Origin of the sequence: Microbacterium sp. EST19A (genome assembly GCF_019969685.1) — a bacterium.
Lineage (GTDB): Bacteria > Actinomycetota > Actinomycetes > Actinomycetales > Microbacteriaceae > Microbacterium.
In genome coordinates this window covers 403,804-419,027 of the sequence record NZ_JAHXYZ010000001.1, presented here as the reverse complement: position 1 = coordinate 419,027, position 15,224 = coordinate 403,804, and the positions used below count along the sequence as shown (strand labels likewise).

The window sequence follows — 15,224 nt, the reverse complement described above, 5'->3', positions numbered from 1 at the left end:
TCGGCGTCGCAGTGGCGCAAAACAATATCGTAACTGTACTGTAGTGGATCAGAACGTGCAAAGAATTTGCAGAGGAGAGACGGATGCTCTGGTATGGCGGGGACTACAACCCTGAGCAGTGGCCACGCGAGGTGTGGGCGGAGGACATCGCCCTCATGCAGCGCGCCGGCGTCACCGTGGCAACGGTCGGCGTGTTCGCCTGGGCGAAGCTCGAGCCGGCGGACGGAGCGTTCGATTTCGCGTGGCTGGACGACGTGATCGACGGGCTGCACGAGGCCGGAATCGGCGTCGATCTGGCGACGGCGACCGCATCGCCGCCGCCGTGGCTCACGGCAGCGCATCCCGACGTGCTGGCGGTGGAAGCATCCGGACGCCGGTGGTCGATCGGCAGCCGTGCACACCACAATCCCGGGTCTCCGACGTTCCGGTACTACGCGGACCGGCTCGTAGGGAAGCTGGCGGAGCGGTACGCGCATCACCCCGCGCTGGTGGCCTGGCACGTGGGGAACGAATTCGGCAACGAGGTGCCGCGGGACTACGGCGCCGAATCGGCAGCCGCCTTCCGCACGTGGCTCCGGGCGCGGTACGGCACGCTGGAGCGGCTGAACGACGCGTGGGGCACGGCCTTCTGGTCGCAGCAGTACGGCTCGTTCGAGGAGGTCCAGCCGGCACGGGACACCCCGACCTTTCCGAACCCGGCGCAGGCACTCGACTACGAGCGATTCGGTTCAGACGCGCTGATCGCGGCCTATCGTGCAGAGGCGGCGATCCTGCGGGCGGCCAATCCGGCGATTCCGATCACCACGAACTTCATGGGCCCCTTCAAGCCGGCCGACTACTGGAAATGGGCGCAGGAGGTCGACTTCGTCAGCGACGACTGCTATCCCGACCCGCTCGACCCCGAGGGGCACATATACGGGGCGATGAGGCGCGATCTCCTGCGCTCGCTCGCCGGAGGCAAGCCATGGCTGCTGATGGAGCAGTCGACGAGCGCGGTCAACTGGCGTCCGATCAACGGCGCCAAGCGGCCCGGCCAGATGCGTGCCCTGTCGTATCAGGCGATCGCGCGCGGAGCCGACGGCATCATGTTCTTCCAATGGCGGCAGGCCGCTCGTGGCGCGGAGAAGTTCCACTCCGCGATGCTGCCCAGTGCCGGCACTGGCAGCCGGATCTGGCGCGAGGTCACGCAGCTCGGTCACGAACTCGGCGCGCTGGAGGGCATCGCCGGCACCCCTGTCGAACCGGCGCAGGTCGCGATCCTGTTCGACTGGGAGTCGTGGTGGGCCGTGGAGCAGAAGGCGATGCCGGCACGCACCGACTATCTCGCCGCCGTCACAGAGTGGTACTCGGCGCTGCACGAGCTCGGCGTGCTCGTCGACTTCGCACGTCCGACCGATGACCTGTCCGGGTACAGGGCAGTGCTCGCGGTATCGACGACCGTGCTCTCCGACGATGCGATGCACAACCTGGATCGGTACGTGCGAGAGGGCGGGCACCTCGTCGCCACGTACCTGACCGGCGTCCTCGATCCGGCAGCCGGGCTCATGTCGGGCGGACCTCTCGGATCGCTCACCGAGACCTTCGGAATCGAGATCGACGAGGTCAGCCCGCGCCCGCCCGTCGACCAGCCCGAGATCCGAGCCCGCCTCGGTCTCTCCGTCGAAGTGGTCGGGGAGGTCGCCGGACCGGTCGGCGTGTGGGCGGAGATCGTGCGCACGACGGGCGCGTCCGCTGTCGCGCGTTATGGCCCGGGAGATCTCGAGGGCAGTCCCGCCATTACCCGGCATCCGCACGGGAGGGGGATCGGTTGGTACGTCAGTGCGGAGCTGGAGCGCCCGGGGTGTGCCGATCTTCTGCGGATCGTCGCCGCAGAAGCCGGTGTCTCGTCGACGAATGCCCCTCCCGGCGTGGAGATCGTGCGTCGCGGTGATCTGGTCTTCGCGATCAATCACCGCATCACGCCCGTGCGTCTTTCGCTGCCCGGCCGTGATGCCCTGACCGGTGCCGCCACGAACGTGGTGGAGCTGGCGCCGTTCGACGTGGCTGTGCTGCACCCGAGCAGTTCGGACGAGCCCGGCGCAGACGACGACCGTGCCCGGTCGGCCGACCTCCTGCAAGCGTCGACAGCCTGATGTCCCTGCCGAACGATCACGACATCCGCACCGACGAGGAGCCGGCGATGCGCACTTTCACCATCGGCGAGAACGACTTCCTCCTGGACGGGCGCCCCCACCGGGTGCTGTCCGGAGCCGTGCACTACTTCCGGGTGCACCCGGATGACTGGGCAGCTCGGATCCGCGCGGCTCGACTCATGGGGCTGAACACCATCGAGACGTACGTCGCGTGGAATGAGCACGCGCCCCGGCGCGGTCGGTTCGACCTGTCCGGCCGGCTCGATCTCGGCCGATTCCTCGACACGGTCGCAGCCGAGGGGATGCACGCGATCGTACGCCCCGGGCCCTACATCTGCGCAGAATTCGACAACGGAGGCCTCCCCGCCTGGCTGACGGGAGCCCCCGATGTCGAACTGCGCCGCACGAACACCGCTTACCTCGACGCCGTTCGGGAGTACCTCGAGCAGCTTGCTCCGGTGCTCGTGCCGCGTCAGATCCACCGCGGCGGGCCGATCATCCTCGTGCAGGTCGAGAACGAATACGGAGCGTACGGCGACGACCACGCGTACCTGAGACGCCTCACCGAGTTGACCAGGCAGGTCGGCATCACCGTTCCCCTCACCTCGATCGACCAGCCCACCGACGAGATGCTGGCGGCCGGCGGCATCCCCGAGCTGCACAGGACCGGATCGTTCGGGTCCGACGCCGCCGTGCGGCTCGCGACGCTCCGTCGGCATCAGCCGAGCGGACCTCTGCTGTGCGCGGAATTCTGGGATGGCTGGTTCGACAGCTGGGGCACCCGTCACCACACGACGTCGGCAGAGAAGTCAGCCGCCGAGCTCGACGCCCTCCTTGCCGCCGGGGCATCGGTCAACATCTACATGTTCCACGGTGGGACCAACTTCGGACTCACGAACGGCGCCAACCACAAGGGCCGTTACGTTCCCATCGCCACGTCGTACGACTACGACGCACCGCTCGACGAAGCGGGGCGTCCGACCGCGAAGTACTGGGCGTTCCGCGACGTGATCGCCAAGTACGCACCCGTTCCCGAAGAGCAGCCGGCGGACCCGGCGGATGCTCCGACGCTCGAGGTGGATCTCGCGCAGCGGAGCCTGCTGTCGAGCGAGGTCTTCGCGGAGCCGACGTACTCCGAGCATCCCCTCGCCTTCGACGTCATCGGGCACGCGCGAGGCTACGGCGTCTATCGCGCGCACCTCGACGCAGGCCCGTCGCCCGTGCTCCTCGAGGTGGGGGAGGTGCGCGACCGCGCCTGGGTGCGACTCGACGGTCGATATGTGGGCACGCTCGCCCGCGATGCGCACGAGCGGGCGCTTGTGCTGCCCGCGGGCCGCGGCGAGCTCGAGCTCTTCGTCGAGGATCAGGGGCGGGTCAACTACGGGCCGCTGATCGGCGAGGAGAAGGGGCTGATCGGGCCGATCACGGTGGATGGCAGGCCCGTCACCGAGTGGAGCGTGGCGCCCCTGCGACTCGACGCGATTCCGGAGATCGTCCGCACGCCGAGCTCCGGGACGGACTCGTCGCTGTGGCCGGGCGGCTCGACCGCGCGAGGCGTCTTCCGCCTCAGCAGACCCTCTGGCCTCTTCTTGGAGACCGGTGACTGGGGCAAGGGCCTCGTCTGGATCAACGGATTCCTCCTCGGGCGCTACTGGCGGCGCGGTCCGCAGCAGACTCTGTTCGTTCCCGAAGGTGCGACTCGCAGAGGGGCGAACGAACTGACGGTCCTCGAACTCGAGACGCGCGCGCCCGACACGGCTCGTCTGGTCAGCGGCCCGGAATACGGCCCGGTCGAGGACTAGTCCACGTCGCTGAGCATGCGCGACAGCATCCCGCGCTCTCAGGTCGCCGGATGGTGACCCGGCTACCCTCGGAGCATGCGCCGCATCGTCGTCCTTCCCCTCCTGCTCGTCGCCGGCCTCCTCGCGGGGTGCTCGCAGGTCACGCAGATCGCCGGAGACGTCGTCGGAGTGCCGGTGGAGGAGACCTGCACCACGATCGACGATGCCTACGCGCAGTACCAGTCGGTGATCGACCAGGGCGGCGCGACCGAGGAACAGCTCGACGCGGCCCGCGATGACCTCGTGGTGACGCTGAACGGTCTCGCCGACGACGTCGACGGACAGATCGGCGATGTGATCCGCTCCGGTGCGCAGCAGCTCGGCGAGGTGACCGACCTGCAGGCCCCGGAGACGGTCGAGGCGATCGAGCAGCTGAAGGAGTCTGCTTCGGCGTTCTGCGGCTGAGCGTCTTCGCCGCGACCGCGGGCGAAGTTCTGCCCGCGGCGTCCGGTACGCAGGACTCGGCCCCGCACCCTCCGGCCGCTCGTAGGCTGGATGCATGAGCGCGAGCGCCGTCGATCCCCGGGTCTGTCCGACCTGCGGCGATGCCCTCACGTTCGAGATCCTCGACGACGAACGGTTCCTCGTCGTGTGGTCGTGCGTCGAATGCGGTCTGATCCGCGCGACCGAACCCTCGTGACGGGTGCGGCCTCTACGTGCTCGCGCGCACGACGAGCGACGGCATGAGGTCGACCCGACGCACGGGGCCGGCGTTGCCCGCGGCGATCCCGAGCAGCAGGTCGAGCGCGACGCGTCCTGATTCCTCGAAGGGCTGACGCACCGTCGTGAGGCCCAGCCCGTCGGCGAGCGGGCCGTCGTCGAAGCCCACGATCGCGACGTCGTCGGGCACCGAGAGTCCGGCCTCGCGCAGTCCGCGCCAGGCACGGGATGCCAGCTCGTCGTGGTTCGCCATCACCGCGGTCGGCGCGTCGGGGCCCGAGAGCGCGCGCAGCAGTGCAGGCGTCGGGTCGGTGTCGAGCGGAGAGCGGACCTGGTCGATCGTCACGTACTCGGAGAGGCCCTTCATGCGCAGCATCCCCGCGGAGATGTAGTCCTCGGAGAGCTGAGGCTCGCCCAGATAGACGACGCGGCGGTGCCCGCGTTCCCGCAGGTGCTCGCCGACCATCCGTCCTCCGGCTTCGTCGTCGAGCAGCACGACGGGAGCATCGTCGCCGACCGGTCGGGCGCGGCGCACATCGATGAGCACGAGGGGGAGCGCGGCCTCGCGGCTCGCCCGCATGGCCGCGGTGCCGAGCGGCACGCCCATCACGATCAGTCCCTCGATCCCGCGGCGCACCGGAAGGGCGTCCAGCAACGGGGCGTCCACGCTCGCGGCGGATTCGAGATCGTGCGCGGTCAGCTCGATCGCCGTCTCCCGTGCGCGCACCAGCATCCCGGAGAAGCGGCGGAAGTAGGTGGAGTACGTGCTGAACGGGGCGGCGACCGCGATGCGAGTGCCTCCCGCGGTGCGTCCGGCCGAGGATCCGGCCCGGTAGCCGAGCGCGCCGGCGGCGGCGATGACCCGGGCACGCGTCTGCTCGCTCACGCGGTGCGGCGCGTTGATGACGAGGGAGACCGTCGAGATGCTCACGCCCGCGCGCTCGGCGACCGTGTAGATCGTGACCTTGCCTGCGTCCGGCATCCGCTCGCACCTCCTTCTCAAAAAGTACTTCATCGAAGTGCTTCGATGCGCTCACAATGATCCTGACACCAAAGGAGGACGTCACGCATGAGTTTCACGAAAGCGCAGCCGGATTCGTTCGTCACCGCCGTCGAGGCGCGACTCGCCCCGCTGCAGGAGCCGCGGGGCAAGACCGCGCAGGACCGTCGGCGCATCGCCGAGGCCTTCGACGTCGTGATGACCACGGAACTCGGCATCGCCCCCGTCGACGTCGCGACCGAGGAGCACACCATTCCCGTCGACGGCCATCCCGATGCCCGGCTGCGGGTGTACTGGCCCACCCCCGAACGGTCCGATCCTGCGACCGCGGGCGGGCTGCCGGTGTTCGTCTACTTCTTCGGCGGCGGCTTCGAGATCGCCGGCATCGACTGGGTGTGGTGGGATGCCGCCTTCCGCGAGCGTGCACGAGACGCAGGCATCATCGTCGTCGCGGGGGAGTACTCGCACGCACCGGAGGTGACCTACCCCGCCCAGCCGGAGCAATGCTGGTCGATCTTCGAGTGGGCGGCCACCCACGCGGCGGACCTCGGCGGCGACGCCGCGAAGCTCGCCATCGGCGGCGCCTCGGCCGGAGGCAACCTCGCCGCCGCGACGGCGCTGATGAATCGCGATCGCGCGAACCGACCCGTGCGCCTGCAGCTGCTCGAGGTGCCGCTCCTCGACCTGACCATGAAGCACCTCGATCTCGACGGGCAGGCCGCGATCGTGCCCAAGCCCCTGTTCCGTCGGATGGCCGGGATGATCGTCGACCAGTACGTCGGCTCAGCCAAGGCGACGCGACACGAACCCTATGCATCGCCGCTCCTCGCGGCATCGCTGGTGGGGATGCCGCCCGCCGTCATCTACACCGCCGAGCTCGACGCGCTGCGCGGAGACGGCGAGGCCTACGCCCGCGCCCTGAGCCAGGCCGGCGTACCGGTCACGTGCCTGCGGCTGATCGGCCAGAACCACGGCTCCGGCAGTTATCGCGGTCATGTGCCCGCCGCGGATCACCTGCACCGTGACATCATCGCGACGCTGCGCACGCTCCACGACGAGCCGGTCGACTACGCGGGGACGGTGGCGCGATGACCACGCTCGCCGATCTCGACCTCGATCCCGGGATCCGCCGATGGATCGCCCGGCTCGAACAGCTCTCGCCCGGCATCCCCGGCATCGACAGCCCCGACCCGGCTGTGCAGCGGGTGGCGGCCCGCGAGCTCTCCGACCTGCTCGCCGTCGACTTCACCCTCCCCGTGCCCGACGGCGTGGAGATCGATGAGGTGGTCATCGACGGGCCGGGCGGCCCGCTTCGGCTGCGCCGCTACCGTCCGGATGCCGCGACCGGTGCCGCGCCGACTCAGCTGTGGCTCCATGGCGGAGGCTTCTACGCCGGCACGATCGACGAGATCCTGAACGAGCGGCTCTGCGCGCGCCGCGCGCTCGAGAGCGGCGTGCAGATCTTCTCGCTCGAGTACCGGCTCGCGCCGGAGCATCCGTATCCCGCTCCGGTCCTCGATGCCGTCGCGGCTCTCGACGCCCTCGTCGTCGATGCGACGCGGCTCGGAGTCGACCCCGAGCGCCTCGGGATCGGCGGCAACTCGGCCGGCGCGGCGATCGCGGCCAGCACTGCCCTGCGGCTGCGTGACCTGGGCGGACCCCGGCTGGTGCACGTCGACCTGGAGGTGCCGCCCGCGGCCATGCACCGGGTCGGTCGTTCGGCAGAGGACTACGGCGTCGGGTTCGGACTCGACCAGCTCGAGCAGATCGTCGCGATGTACGCCGGACCCGACGGGGCCGTCGACGGCCGCATCTCGCCCCTCGACGTCGACGACCTCCACGGCCTTCCCTCGACGCTGATCATGGCGGGCGAGCACGACCCCCTCCGCGACGCCGGGGTGCAGTACGCCGAGCGGCTGCAGGATGCCGGGGTCCCCGTCGAGCTGTACGTCGGCCTGGGACACCTGCACGGCACCCCCGGTCTCACCGCCGCCTTCGACGGCGCCCGCGAGTGGCAGGAGCTGCACGCCCGCCACCTCGCATTCGCGTACGACACGATCCCCGTCCGGTCCGCCGGCTGAACACCCACACTCCAGGAGACGACGATGTCCCAGACCACGCTCGACCCGATCGGCGCCCTCGGGCCCGACGTCATCCCCGGCACGAAGCAGCCGCGCGGATTCCTGTTCACGTTCGTCGCCGCATGGTTCGGGCTCAGCCTGGTGCTCAGCACGCTGGCCGGCGCCTCGATCCCGAAGGTGTTCGCGTTCCTCGACGACTCCACGAAGGGCGTGAACCTCTCGATCGTGGCGGCCGTCGGCGGTGTCGTCGTGATCATCATCACCCCGCTGTTCGGGCGCCTCAGCGACCGGACGATGTCCCGGCTCGGCAAGCGCCGGCCGTGGATCCTCGGCGGTGCCCTCGCCGGCATGGTCGGGGTCGTCGTGCTCGCGTTCTCGACCGAGCTCTGGCAGGTCATCGTCGGCTGGGCGATCGTGCAGACCGGCTTCGGCGCGACGAATGCCGCGGTGCACGCGCTGCTCGCGGATCAGATCCGGATGAGCATCCGGGCCCGCGTCTCGGCGGCCGCGAGTGCGGCGAACGCGATCGCGCTGATCTTCGGCTCGCTGCTGATCGCCGCTCTGCCCAACGAGCAGCAGTGGACGTGGTTCCTGGTGCCCGGCGTGATCGGGGCCGTGTTCAGCGTGCTGCTCTTCTTCCGCCTGCACGACATCGTGCGCACCGAGAAGCCCGCGCCGTGGAGCTGGGCGGATGTCGTGTCGACCTACTGGCTGAATCCGGTGAAGTACCGCGACTTCTTCTGGGCATGGGCCTGCCGGCTGTTCGTCACGATGTCGATCCTCACGGTGTCGACCTACCTGCTGTTCTTCATCATCGATCGGCTCGAGGTGCCGAAGGAGGAGGCGTCGGGCGTCTTCGCCACGGTCCTCATCGCCTTCACGCTCACCAGCATCCTCACCACCGTCGTCTTCGGATGGATCTCCGACCGCACGGGCCGCCGCAAGGCGATCGTCTGGGTGTCGGCGCTGCTCTCGGCCGGCGGGCTCATCATCGCGGCGATGTCGCCCGACCTCACGACGTTCCTCATCGCGATGGCGCTCGTCGGCGGGGCGCAGGGAGCGTTCGTCTCGGTCGACATCGCCATGATGACCGAGGTGCTGCCCACCTTCGACGAGGCGGGCAAGGACCTCGGAATCGTCTCGCTCTCGTTCCAGGTGCCGCAGGTACTCGTCCCGGTGCTGGCCATCCCGCTGCTCGCGATCGGCGGGACGGGGGAGAACTACTCGGCTCTGTTCATCGCCGCGATCGTGTTCGGCGTACTCGGCGGGCTCTCGGTACTGCCGATCAAGAGCGTGAAGTAGGTCCTTCTCCGCCGCGGGCGCGCCGATCCCGGCGCACCCGCGGCGTTTTCGCGCGCCTCGAAAGCAATTTCAGCGCACCTCTCGACAAAACAGAAATTTCCGGTAGAGTCCTCTTGTCGGTAATCATTTCTCACTTACGTGTCGAGAGGAAATCATGCACGCACGTACTCGCAGCATCGTCGCTGCGGCAGCGGCCGGAGCGATGGCGCTCGTCGGCCTCAGCGGCTGCGCCGCCTCCGCCGGATCGGACGAACCACTCGTCGGACTCGTCATCAAGACCCAGGACAACCCCTTCTACGTCAAGATGACCGAGGGGGCGAAGGACGAGGCGGAAGCCCTCGGGCTCAACCTCCAGGTCGCCAGCGGTGACGGGCAGAGCGACGTCGACTCGCAGATCAAGGCGATCGAGAACTTCACGGCGCAGGGCGCCAAGGCGATCCTCGTCACCCCGGCCGGCGACGGCATCATCCCGGCCATCAAGAAGGCGCAGGATGCCGGCGTGGTCGTCTTCGCCATGGACTCGCCGCTCGGCGCGGACTCCGGCATCGACGGCACCTTCGCCACGGACAACCACCTCGCGGGCGTGCTCGTCGGCGAATGGGCGAAGGCCGCGCTCGGCGACACCGAGCCCCGCGTCGCCACGCTCGACCTCAGCACCGACCAGATCCCCGTCGACGTCGCGCGCAACCAGGGCTTCCTCGAGGGCTTCGGCATCGACGTCGGCGATGACACCAAGATGTGGGACGAGACGGACCCGCGACTCATCGGGCACGAGGTGACCGACGCCAACGAGGCGGGCGGGCGCACCGGCATGGAGAAGCTCCTGCAGAAGGACCCGACCATCAACCTCGTCTACACGATCAACGAGCCCACGGCGGCCGGCGCTTACCAGGCCGTGGTCGCCGCGGGCCTCGAAGACGAGATCACCATCGTCTCGGTCGACGGCGGCTGCCCCGGCGTGAGCAACGTCCAGAAGGGGATCATCGCGGCGACGTCGATGCAGTTCCCGCTCGAGATGGCGAAACAGGCGCTGCAGGCCGTGCAGGACTACCTCGACGACGGCACGAAGCCCAAGAACAGCGACGGCCTGGACTTCACCAACACCGGCGTCACCCTCGTGACCGACCAGCCGCAGGACGGCGTCGAATCCGAGGACACGACCTTCGGACTGGAGCAGTGCTGGGGCTGAGACGCCCCGCGCTGCATCCCTACCGGGTGAGGGTCGGCTCTTGCCGACCGGCCCTCACCCTCTCCTCCATACAACGACGTAGGAAAGCCGATCATGAACCGAAGCGCCACCGATCTCCCGGACGACGAGCGCCCCAGCACCGTCACCGCCGGATTCTCGATGGGACTGGTCGAAATCGACCAGGGAGCCCGTCTCAGCCCTCTGCAGTGGATCGAACGACGGATGCTGTCGCGACCACTGATCGGACCCGTCGCGGTGCTGATCATCGCGCTGATCGTCTTCTCGATCGTGTCGCCGAACTTCGGCACCCTCCAGAACTTCTCGCTGATCCTGCAGCAGGTCCAGGTGATCGCGATGCTCGGGATCGCGCAGACGCTCATCATCCTCACCGCCGGCATCGACCTGTCGGTGGCCGCGGTCATGCTGCTCGCCCAGGTCGCCATGGGCCGGTTCGCGGTCTCGGTCGGACTTCCGGTCGAGCTGGCGCTCGTGCTCGGCATCGTCGTCGGCATCGCCTGCGGGGCGATCAACGGGTTCATCGTGACGAAGCTCAACATCCCGCCGTTCATCGCGACGCTCGGCACCCTGAGCATCTTCTATGCGCTGAACATCTTCATCTCCGACGGCGAGAGCGTTCCGTACGCCGATGTGCCCCCGTTGTTCAACTGGCTCGGCACCGGCTTCCGGGTGTTCGGCACGACATTCACCTTCGGCCAGGTGCTCACGATCCTCATGTTCATCCTCTTCGCGTACATCCTCCGCAACACCGCCTGGGGAACCCATATCTACGCCGTGGGCGACAACCTCGAGGCCGCGCGACTGAGCGGTATCCGCGTCAACCGCGTGCTGATGTCGGTGTACGTCGTCGCAGGCCTCATCATCGGCGTCACCGCATGGCTGCTGATCGGCCGCATCGGCTCGATCTCACCCACCGCCGGCGCCTCGTACAACCTCGCCTCCATCACCGCCGTGGTGATCGGCGGGACGAGCCTCTTCGGCGGCCGCGGACGGATCATGGGCACCCTGCTCGGATCCCTCATCGTCGGCGTCTTCTCCAGCGGCCTCTCTCTCGCCGGATTCGACAGCCTCTGGCAGGAGTTCACCATCGGCCTCCTCATCATCGGCGCGGTCGCCGTCGACCAGCGCCTCCGCAAGATCGGACGTTGACCATGACCACCGAAACCCGGACCCCGCGCTCCACCGACCTGGTGCTCGAAGCGCGCGGCATCGTGAAGCGTTACGGGCGCGTCGTCGCCCTCGACCAGACCGACTTCGAGATCCGCCAGGGGGAGGTGCTCGCCGTGATCGGCGACAACGGCGCCGGCAAGTCCTCGCTGATCCAGTGCCTCTCGGGTGCCGTGCAGCCCGACGAGGGCGAGCTGCTCGTCAGCGGCGAGCCCACCGCGCTGAAGACGCCCGTCGACGCCCGCCGACTCGGCATCGAGACGGTCTTCCAGAGCCTCGCGGTCTCGCCGGCGCTCGACATCGCCAGCAACATCTTCCTCGGGCGCGAGCTGCGCCGCCCCGGCATCGCCGGGTCCGTGTTCCGGATGCTCGACAAGAAGCGGATGCGCGCGGAATCGCTCGAGGTGATGTCCCAGCTGGGACTGCAGACGCTCCAGAACATCGGCCAGTCGGTCGAGACCCTCTCGGGTGGGCAGCGGCAGGGCGTCGCCGTGGCGCGGGCCGCCGCGTTCGGATCGAAGGTCGTCATCCTCGACGAGCCGACCGCCGCGCTCGGCGTCAAGGAATCGGGCCGCGTGGTGAAGCTCATCAAGGACATCAACGCGCGCGGCATCCCGGTCATCCTCATCAGCCACAACATGCCGCAGATCTTCGAGGTCGCCGACCGCATACACATCCAGCGCCTCGGAAAGCGCATCGCCCTCGTCGAGACGTCGCAGATCGACATGGCGGATGCGGTGGCGCTCATGGTCGGCGCGAAGACCCCCGAGCAGCTCGGGCTCGCGTCATGAGCCCGCTCGAACCCCTGGACACTTCTCACGAAAGGAGCACCCGCATGGTGCCCAACTACCTCCCCGCACCCGGCTCGGCCCTCGAGGGCAAGGTGGCGTTGATCACCGGCGCCGCCTCCGGGATCGGCGAAGCGGTCGCCCGCATCTACGCCGCCAACGGATGCCGCGTCGCGCTCGTCGACATCGACACTGCCCGCCTCGAAGAGGTCGCCGCCGACATCACGGAACGCGGCGGCGACGTGCTCTCCCTCGTCGGGAACGTCGTGGATGAAGACGAGGTCCGCGCGTTCTTCGCCGCGACCGTCGCCCGCTGGGGCCGGATCGATCTCGTGATCAACAGTGCCGGCCGCGACTCGCTCGCGCCCCCGGTCACCCAGGTGACGCTGGAGGAGTGGAACAAGACGATCGGACCGAACCTGACCGGCGTCTTCCTCTGCTGCCGAGAGGCGTTCCTCGTGATGGAGGGCCAGGAGACCGGAGGGCGCATCATCAACATGGGCTCCTCCTCGACGAAGGTCGCCTCCGGGCCGGGGCACAGCCCGTACCGCGCCTCGAAGCACGGCATGCTCGGCTTCTCGAAGAACATCCTCATCGAGGGCATGCACAAGAACATCGGCGTCACCGTCCTGAACCCGTCGCACGTGCGCACGCCGATGACCGAGATCATCGACAAGGGCCTCTACGACGGGGACCTGCCCGCCTACACGGACGGATGGCTCGACGAGAAGGAGATCGCGGAGGGCCTGTCGGCCAGCTGCATCGACGTCTCGAACGTCGCTGAAGCGGCCCTCTACATCGGGACGCGCACGCCGGACGTGACCATCCCCACCTTCTCGCTGTACCCGACGCACAAGGTGCTGCGATACGGCATGGAGGTCTGAGCGACCGTGAAGGCTGCAGTTCTGCGCGGCATCCGCGACCTCGCCGTCCTCGACGTGCCGATGCCGGAACCCGTCGGCGTCGATTCCGTGCTCGTGCGGGTCGGTGCGGTCGGGGTCTGCGGGTCCGACGTCCTGCGCTTCGGCATCGGCAAGGGATACGGCTTCCCCCTGGTGCTCGGCCATGAGATGTCGGGAACCCTGGCCGAGGACTCTCCTTCGGGTGGGCTGAAGGCCGGCGATCGCGTGGCGATCTTCCCGTGCATCCCCGAACCGTCCGACCCGATGAGCGAGATCGGCGAGTACGCGCTCGCCGATCGGTACGACTACTTCGGCTCCCGGCGGGACGGCGGGCTCGAGGAGTACCTGCGGGTGCCGGAGCGCAACCTCATCCCGCTGCGCCCGGGCACGTCGCTCATCGACGGGGCGATGGTGGAGCCGGCGGGAGTCGCGCTGCACGCCGTGCGCCGCGCCGAGATCCCGCCGAACGCGACCGCCCTCGTCATCGGGGCGGGACCGATCGGCATCCTCGCCGCGCAGTGGCTGCGGATCCTCGGCGTCGTGCGTGTGCTGGTCGCCGACGTGGATGCGCGCAAGCGCGAGATCGCGGAGAGCCTCGGATTCGAGACGCTCGACGCGTCCACCGCTCCGTCCGACGAACTCGCATCCGCGGCGACGGCCGGCCGCGGCGTCGACATCGCCGTCGAGGCATCGGGGCTCTCCGTGACGTTCCTCCAGGCGATCCGCTCGGCGGCGCATCGTGGGCAGGTGGTGCTGCTCGGCGATCTCGCCGACGACGTCGCCTTGCCGAAGGAGCTCGTCTCCCGCGTGCTGCGCCGCGAGCTCGTGCTGCGGGGAACCTGGAACGCCGTGATCACTCCGCGGGTGACGAACGACTGGGAGATGGTCGTCGCCTGCCTCGGCCGATCGCTCGTGGTCGTGGGACTGGTCAGCCACGTCGAGAGCATCGACGATGCGCAGGAGGTCTTCACCCGGCTCGCCGACCGTGGGGCCTGGTCGAACAAGACCATCTTCGCCGTGTCCGACGAGGCGATCGCCGAGGCGGATGCCGCGCTGAGCGGATCGCTCTCCGCACGATTGGCCCGGCGATGAAGGCCGCGGTCTTCCTCGGACCGGGGCGCATCGAGGTCACCGACATCCCGGTGCCCGAGGTCGGAGCGGGCGATGTGCTCGTCGAGGTGCGGGCGGCCAGCATCTGCGGCACCGACCTGCGCATCATGAAGCACGGGCACTTCCGCATCCCCGAGGGGACGCGACGCGTGCTCGGGCACGAGCTCACCGGCCGGATCGTCGACGCAGGACCGGAGGTCCGCGGCTTCGCCGTGGGGGATCGCGTGAGCGTCGCGCCGAACGTCGGCTGCGGCGAGTGCGCGATGTGCCGGCGAGGACTCAATCAGCTGTGCCCCACGTACGACGCCTTCGGAATCACGCTCGACGGCGGCTTCGAGGAGTACATGCTGGTGCCGCAGGTGGCGATCGAGCGCGGCAACCTGTTCCACGTGCCCGACGCGGTCGGTGACGAGATCGCCGCGATCATGGAGCCGATGTCATGCTGTCTGCACGGTCAGCGCAAGGTCGAGCTCTCTGCGGACGACTCGGTGCTCATCATCGGCGCCGGTCCCATCGGCTGCTTCCACACCGTGCTGGCGAAGAGGGCGGGAGCGCGCCAGGTCATCGTGGCCAACACGCGACAGCCGCGACTGGACATCGCCGGACGGCTGGGGGCGGACCACCTCATCAACGTCTCGGAACAGGACCTGCGCGAGCAGGTGATGGCGCTGACCGGGGGCGAAGGCGTCGACGTGGTGATCACCTGCGTCTCCAAGCCCGAGGTCATCGCCTCGACGACGGATCTGGCCGGACGTCTCGGGCGGATCAACGTCTTCTCGGGCCTCGGCGATCAGGCACGGCCCGCGATCGATGTGAACGCGCTCCACTACCAGGAGCAGACGCTCACCGGCACCACCGGGTCGAGCGTCACCGACTACGGCGACGTCATCGGCATCATCGCGGAGACCGACGTGGATCTCAGCCCCATCATCACGGCGCGTTTCGCGCTCGACGACATCGAAGCGGCCATGGAGCACTCCCGCTCCGGCGTCGGCATGAAGTCGCTGATCACCTTCCCTCAGAGATAGGACAGA

General features: G+C 68.8%; 14 protein-coding genes. 13 read left to right on the top strand and 1 reads right to left on the bottom strand.

Annotated elements, in window-relative coordinates; all coding sequences use genetic code 11:
* Positions 1–83: 83 nt before the first annotated feature.
* The 4 genes from LC452_RS02165 (at position 84) to LC452_RS02150 (ending at position 4,613) form a co-directional block, all read left to right on the top strand.
* Complete coding sequence (locus LC452_RS02165) at positions 84–2,132, top strand: beta-galactosidase (protein ID WP_223622378.1); 2,049 nt, start codon at positions 84–86, stop codon at positions 2,130–2,132.
* Positions 2,133–2,179: 47 nt separating this feature from the next.
* Positions 2,180–3,934, top strand: a complete 1,755-nt coding sequence (locus tag LC452_RS02160; protein WP_223624677.1) for a glycoside hydrolase family 35 protein — start codon at positions 2,180–2,182, stop codon at positions 3,932–3,934.
* Positions 3,935–4,009: 75 nt separating this feature from the next.
* Positions 4,010–4,378: a hypothetical protein gene (locus LC452_RS02155; RefSeq protein ID WP_223622377.1), complete on the top strand. Its 369-nt coding sequence runs from the start codon at positions 4,010–4,012 to the stop codon at positions 4,376–4,378.
* Between the two features lie 94 nt (positions 4,379–4,472).
* A complete protein-coding gene (locus LC452_RS02150) occupies positions 4,473–4,613 on the top strand; it encodes a hypothetical protein (RefSeq protein WP_223622376.1) in 141 nt (46 codons plus the stop codon).
* Between the two features lie 12 nt (positions 4,614–4,625).
* Here the strand turns inward: LC452_RS02150 and LC452_RS02145 are convergent, their stop codons facing one another.
* A complete protein-coding gene (locus LC452_RS02145; protein ID WP_223622375.1) occupies positions 4,626–5,615 on the bottom strand; it encodes a LacI family DNA-binding transcriptional regulator in 990 nt (329 codons plus the stop codon).
* Between the two features lie 87 nt (positions 5,616–5,702).
* Here LC452_RS02145 and LC452_RS02140 point away from each other — a divergent pair, with 87 nt between their 5' ends.
* The 9 genes from LC452_RS02140 to LC452_RS02100 all read left to right on the top strand — a co-directional run bounded on the left by LC452_RS02140 (position 5,703) and on the right by LC452_RS02100 (position 15,218).
* Positions 5,703–6,725, top strand: coding sequence for an alpha/beta hydrolase (locus LC452_RS02140; protein ID WP_223622374.1), 1,023 nt, complete (start codon positions 5,703–5,705; stop codon positions 6,723–6,725).
* Positions 6,722–7,714 (top strand): alpha/beta hydrolase fold domain-containing protein, encoded by a 993-nt coding sequence (locus LC452_RS02135; RefSeq protein ID WP_223622373.1) that lies wholly within the window; start codon positions 6,722–6,724, stop codon positions 7,712–7,714. Before LC452_RS02140 ends, LC452_RS02135 begins: the two co-directional genes overlap by 4 nt.
* A 24-nt stretch (positions 7,715–7,738) precedes the next feature.
* A complete protein-coding gene (locus LC452_RS02130; RefSeq protein WP_223622372.1) occupies positions 7,739–9,016 on the top strand; it encodes an MFS transporter in 1,278 nt (425 codons plus the stop codon).
* Positions 9,017–9,170: 154 nt separating this feature from the next.
* The gene (locus LC452_RS02125; protein WP_223622371.1) at positions 9,171–10,205 is read left to right on the top strand and encodes a substrate-binding domain-containing protein; all 1,035 of its coding nucleotides are present in this window, start codon (positions 9,171–9,173) and stop codon (positions 10,203–10,205) included.
* Between the two features lie 93 nt (positions 10,206–10,298).
* Entirely contained in the window at positions 10,299–11,372 is a 1,074-nt protein-coding gene (locus LC452_RS02120; RefSeq protein ID WP_223622370.1) for an ABC transporter permease, read from the top strand.
* A gap of 2 nt (positions 11,373–11,374) precedes the next feature.
* Positions 11,375–12,181, top strand: coding sequence for an ATP-binding cassette domain-containing protein (locus LC452_RS02115; RefSeq protein WP_223622369.1), 807 nt, complete (start codon positions 11,375–11,377; stop codon positions 12,179–12,181).
* Positions 12,182–12,225: 44 nt separating this feature from the next.
* On the top strand, positions 12,226–13,062 hold the full coding sequence (locus LC452_RS02110; protein WP_223622368.1) for an SDR family oxidoreductase: 837 nt from the start codon (positions 12,226–12,228) through the stop codon (positions 13,060–13,062).
* Positions 13,063–13,068: 6 nt separating this feature from the next.
* Positions 13,069–14,172, top strand: a complete 1,104-nt coding sequence (locus tag LC452_RS02105) for a galactitol-1-phosphate 5-dehydrogenase (protein WP_223622367.1) — start codon at positions 13,069–13,071, stop codon at positions 14,170–14,172.
* Complete coding sequence (locus LC452_RS02100; RefSeq protein WP_223622366.1) at positions 14,169–15,218, top strand: zinc-dependent dehydrogenase; 1,050 nt, start codon at positions 14,169–14,171, stop codon at positions 15,216–15,218. Before LC452_RS02105 ends, LC452_RS02100 begins: the two co-directional genes overlap by 4 nt.
* Positions 15,219–15,224 lie beyond the last annotated feature (6 nt).

What these genes read in the sequence shown, in the direction of transcription:
- LC452_RS02150 (WP_223622376.1), top strand. Translation starts at nt 4,473, where the DNA reads ATGAGCGCGAGCGCCGTCGATCCCCGGGTCTGTCCGACCTGCGGCGAT.
- LC452_RS02155 (WP_223622377.1), top strand. Translation starts at nt 4,010, where the DNA reads ATGCGCCGCATCGTCGTCCTTCCCCTCCTGCTCGTCGCCGGCCTCCTC.
- LC452_RS02160 (WP_223624677.1), top strand. Translation starts at nt 2,180, where the DNA reads ATGCGCACTTTCACCATCGGCGAGAACGACTTCCTCCTGGACGGGCGC.
- LC452_RS02130 (WP_223622372.1), top strand. Translation starts at nt 7,739, where the DNA reads ATGTCCCAGACCACGCTCGACCCGATCGGCGCCCTCGGGCCCGACGTC.
- LC452_RS02145 (WP_223622375.1), bottom strand. Translation starts at nt 5,615, where the DNA reads ATGCCGGACGCAGGCAAGGTCACGATCTACACGGTCGCCGAGCGCGCG.
- LC452_RS02110 (WP_223622368.1), top strand. Translation starts at nt 12,226, where the DNA reads ATGGTGCCCAACTACCTCCCCGCACCCGGCTCGGCCCTCGAGGGCAAG.
- LC452_RS02120 (WP_223622370.1), top strand. Translation starts at nt 10,299, where the DNA reads ATGAACCGAAGCGCCACCGATCTCCCGGACGACGAGCGCCCCAGCACC.
- LC452_RS02100 (WP_223622366.1), top strand. Translation starts at nt 14,169, where the DNA reads ATGAAGGCCGCGGTCTTCCTCGGACCGGGGCGCATCGAGGTCACCGAC.
- LC452_RS02140 (WP_223622374.1), top strand. Translation starts at nt 5,703, where the DNA reads ATGAGTTTCACGAAAGCGCAGCCGGATTCGTTCGTCACCGCCGTCGAG.
- LC452_RS02165 (WP_223622378.1), top strand. Translation starts at nt 84, where the DNA reads ATGCTCTGGTATGGCGGGGACTACAACCCTGAGCAGTGGCCACGCGAG.
- LC452_RS02135 (WP_223622373.1), top strand. Translation starts at nt 6,722, where the DNA reads ATGACCACGCTCGCCGATCTCGACCTCGATCCCGGGATCCGCCGATGG.
- LC452_RS02125 (WP_223622371.1), top strand. Translation starts at nt 9,171, where the DNA reads ATGCACGCACGTACTCGCAGCATCGTCGCTGCGGCAGCGGCCGGAGCG.
- LC452_RS02115 (WP_223622369.1), top strand. Translation starts at nt 11,375, where the DNA reads ATGACCACCGAAACCCGGACCCCGCGCTCCACCGACCTGGTGCTCGAA.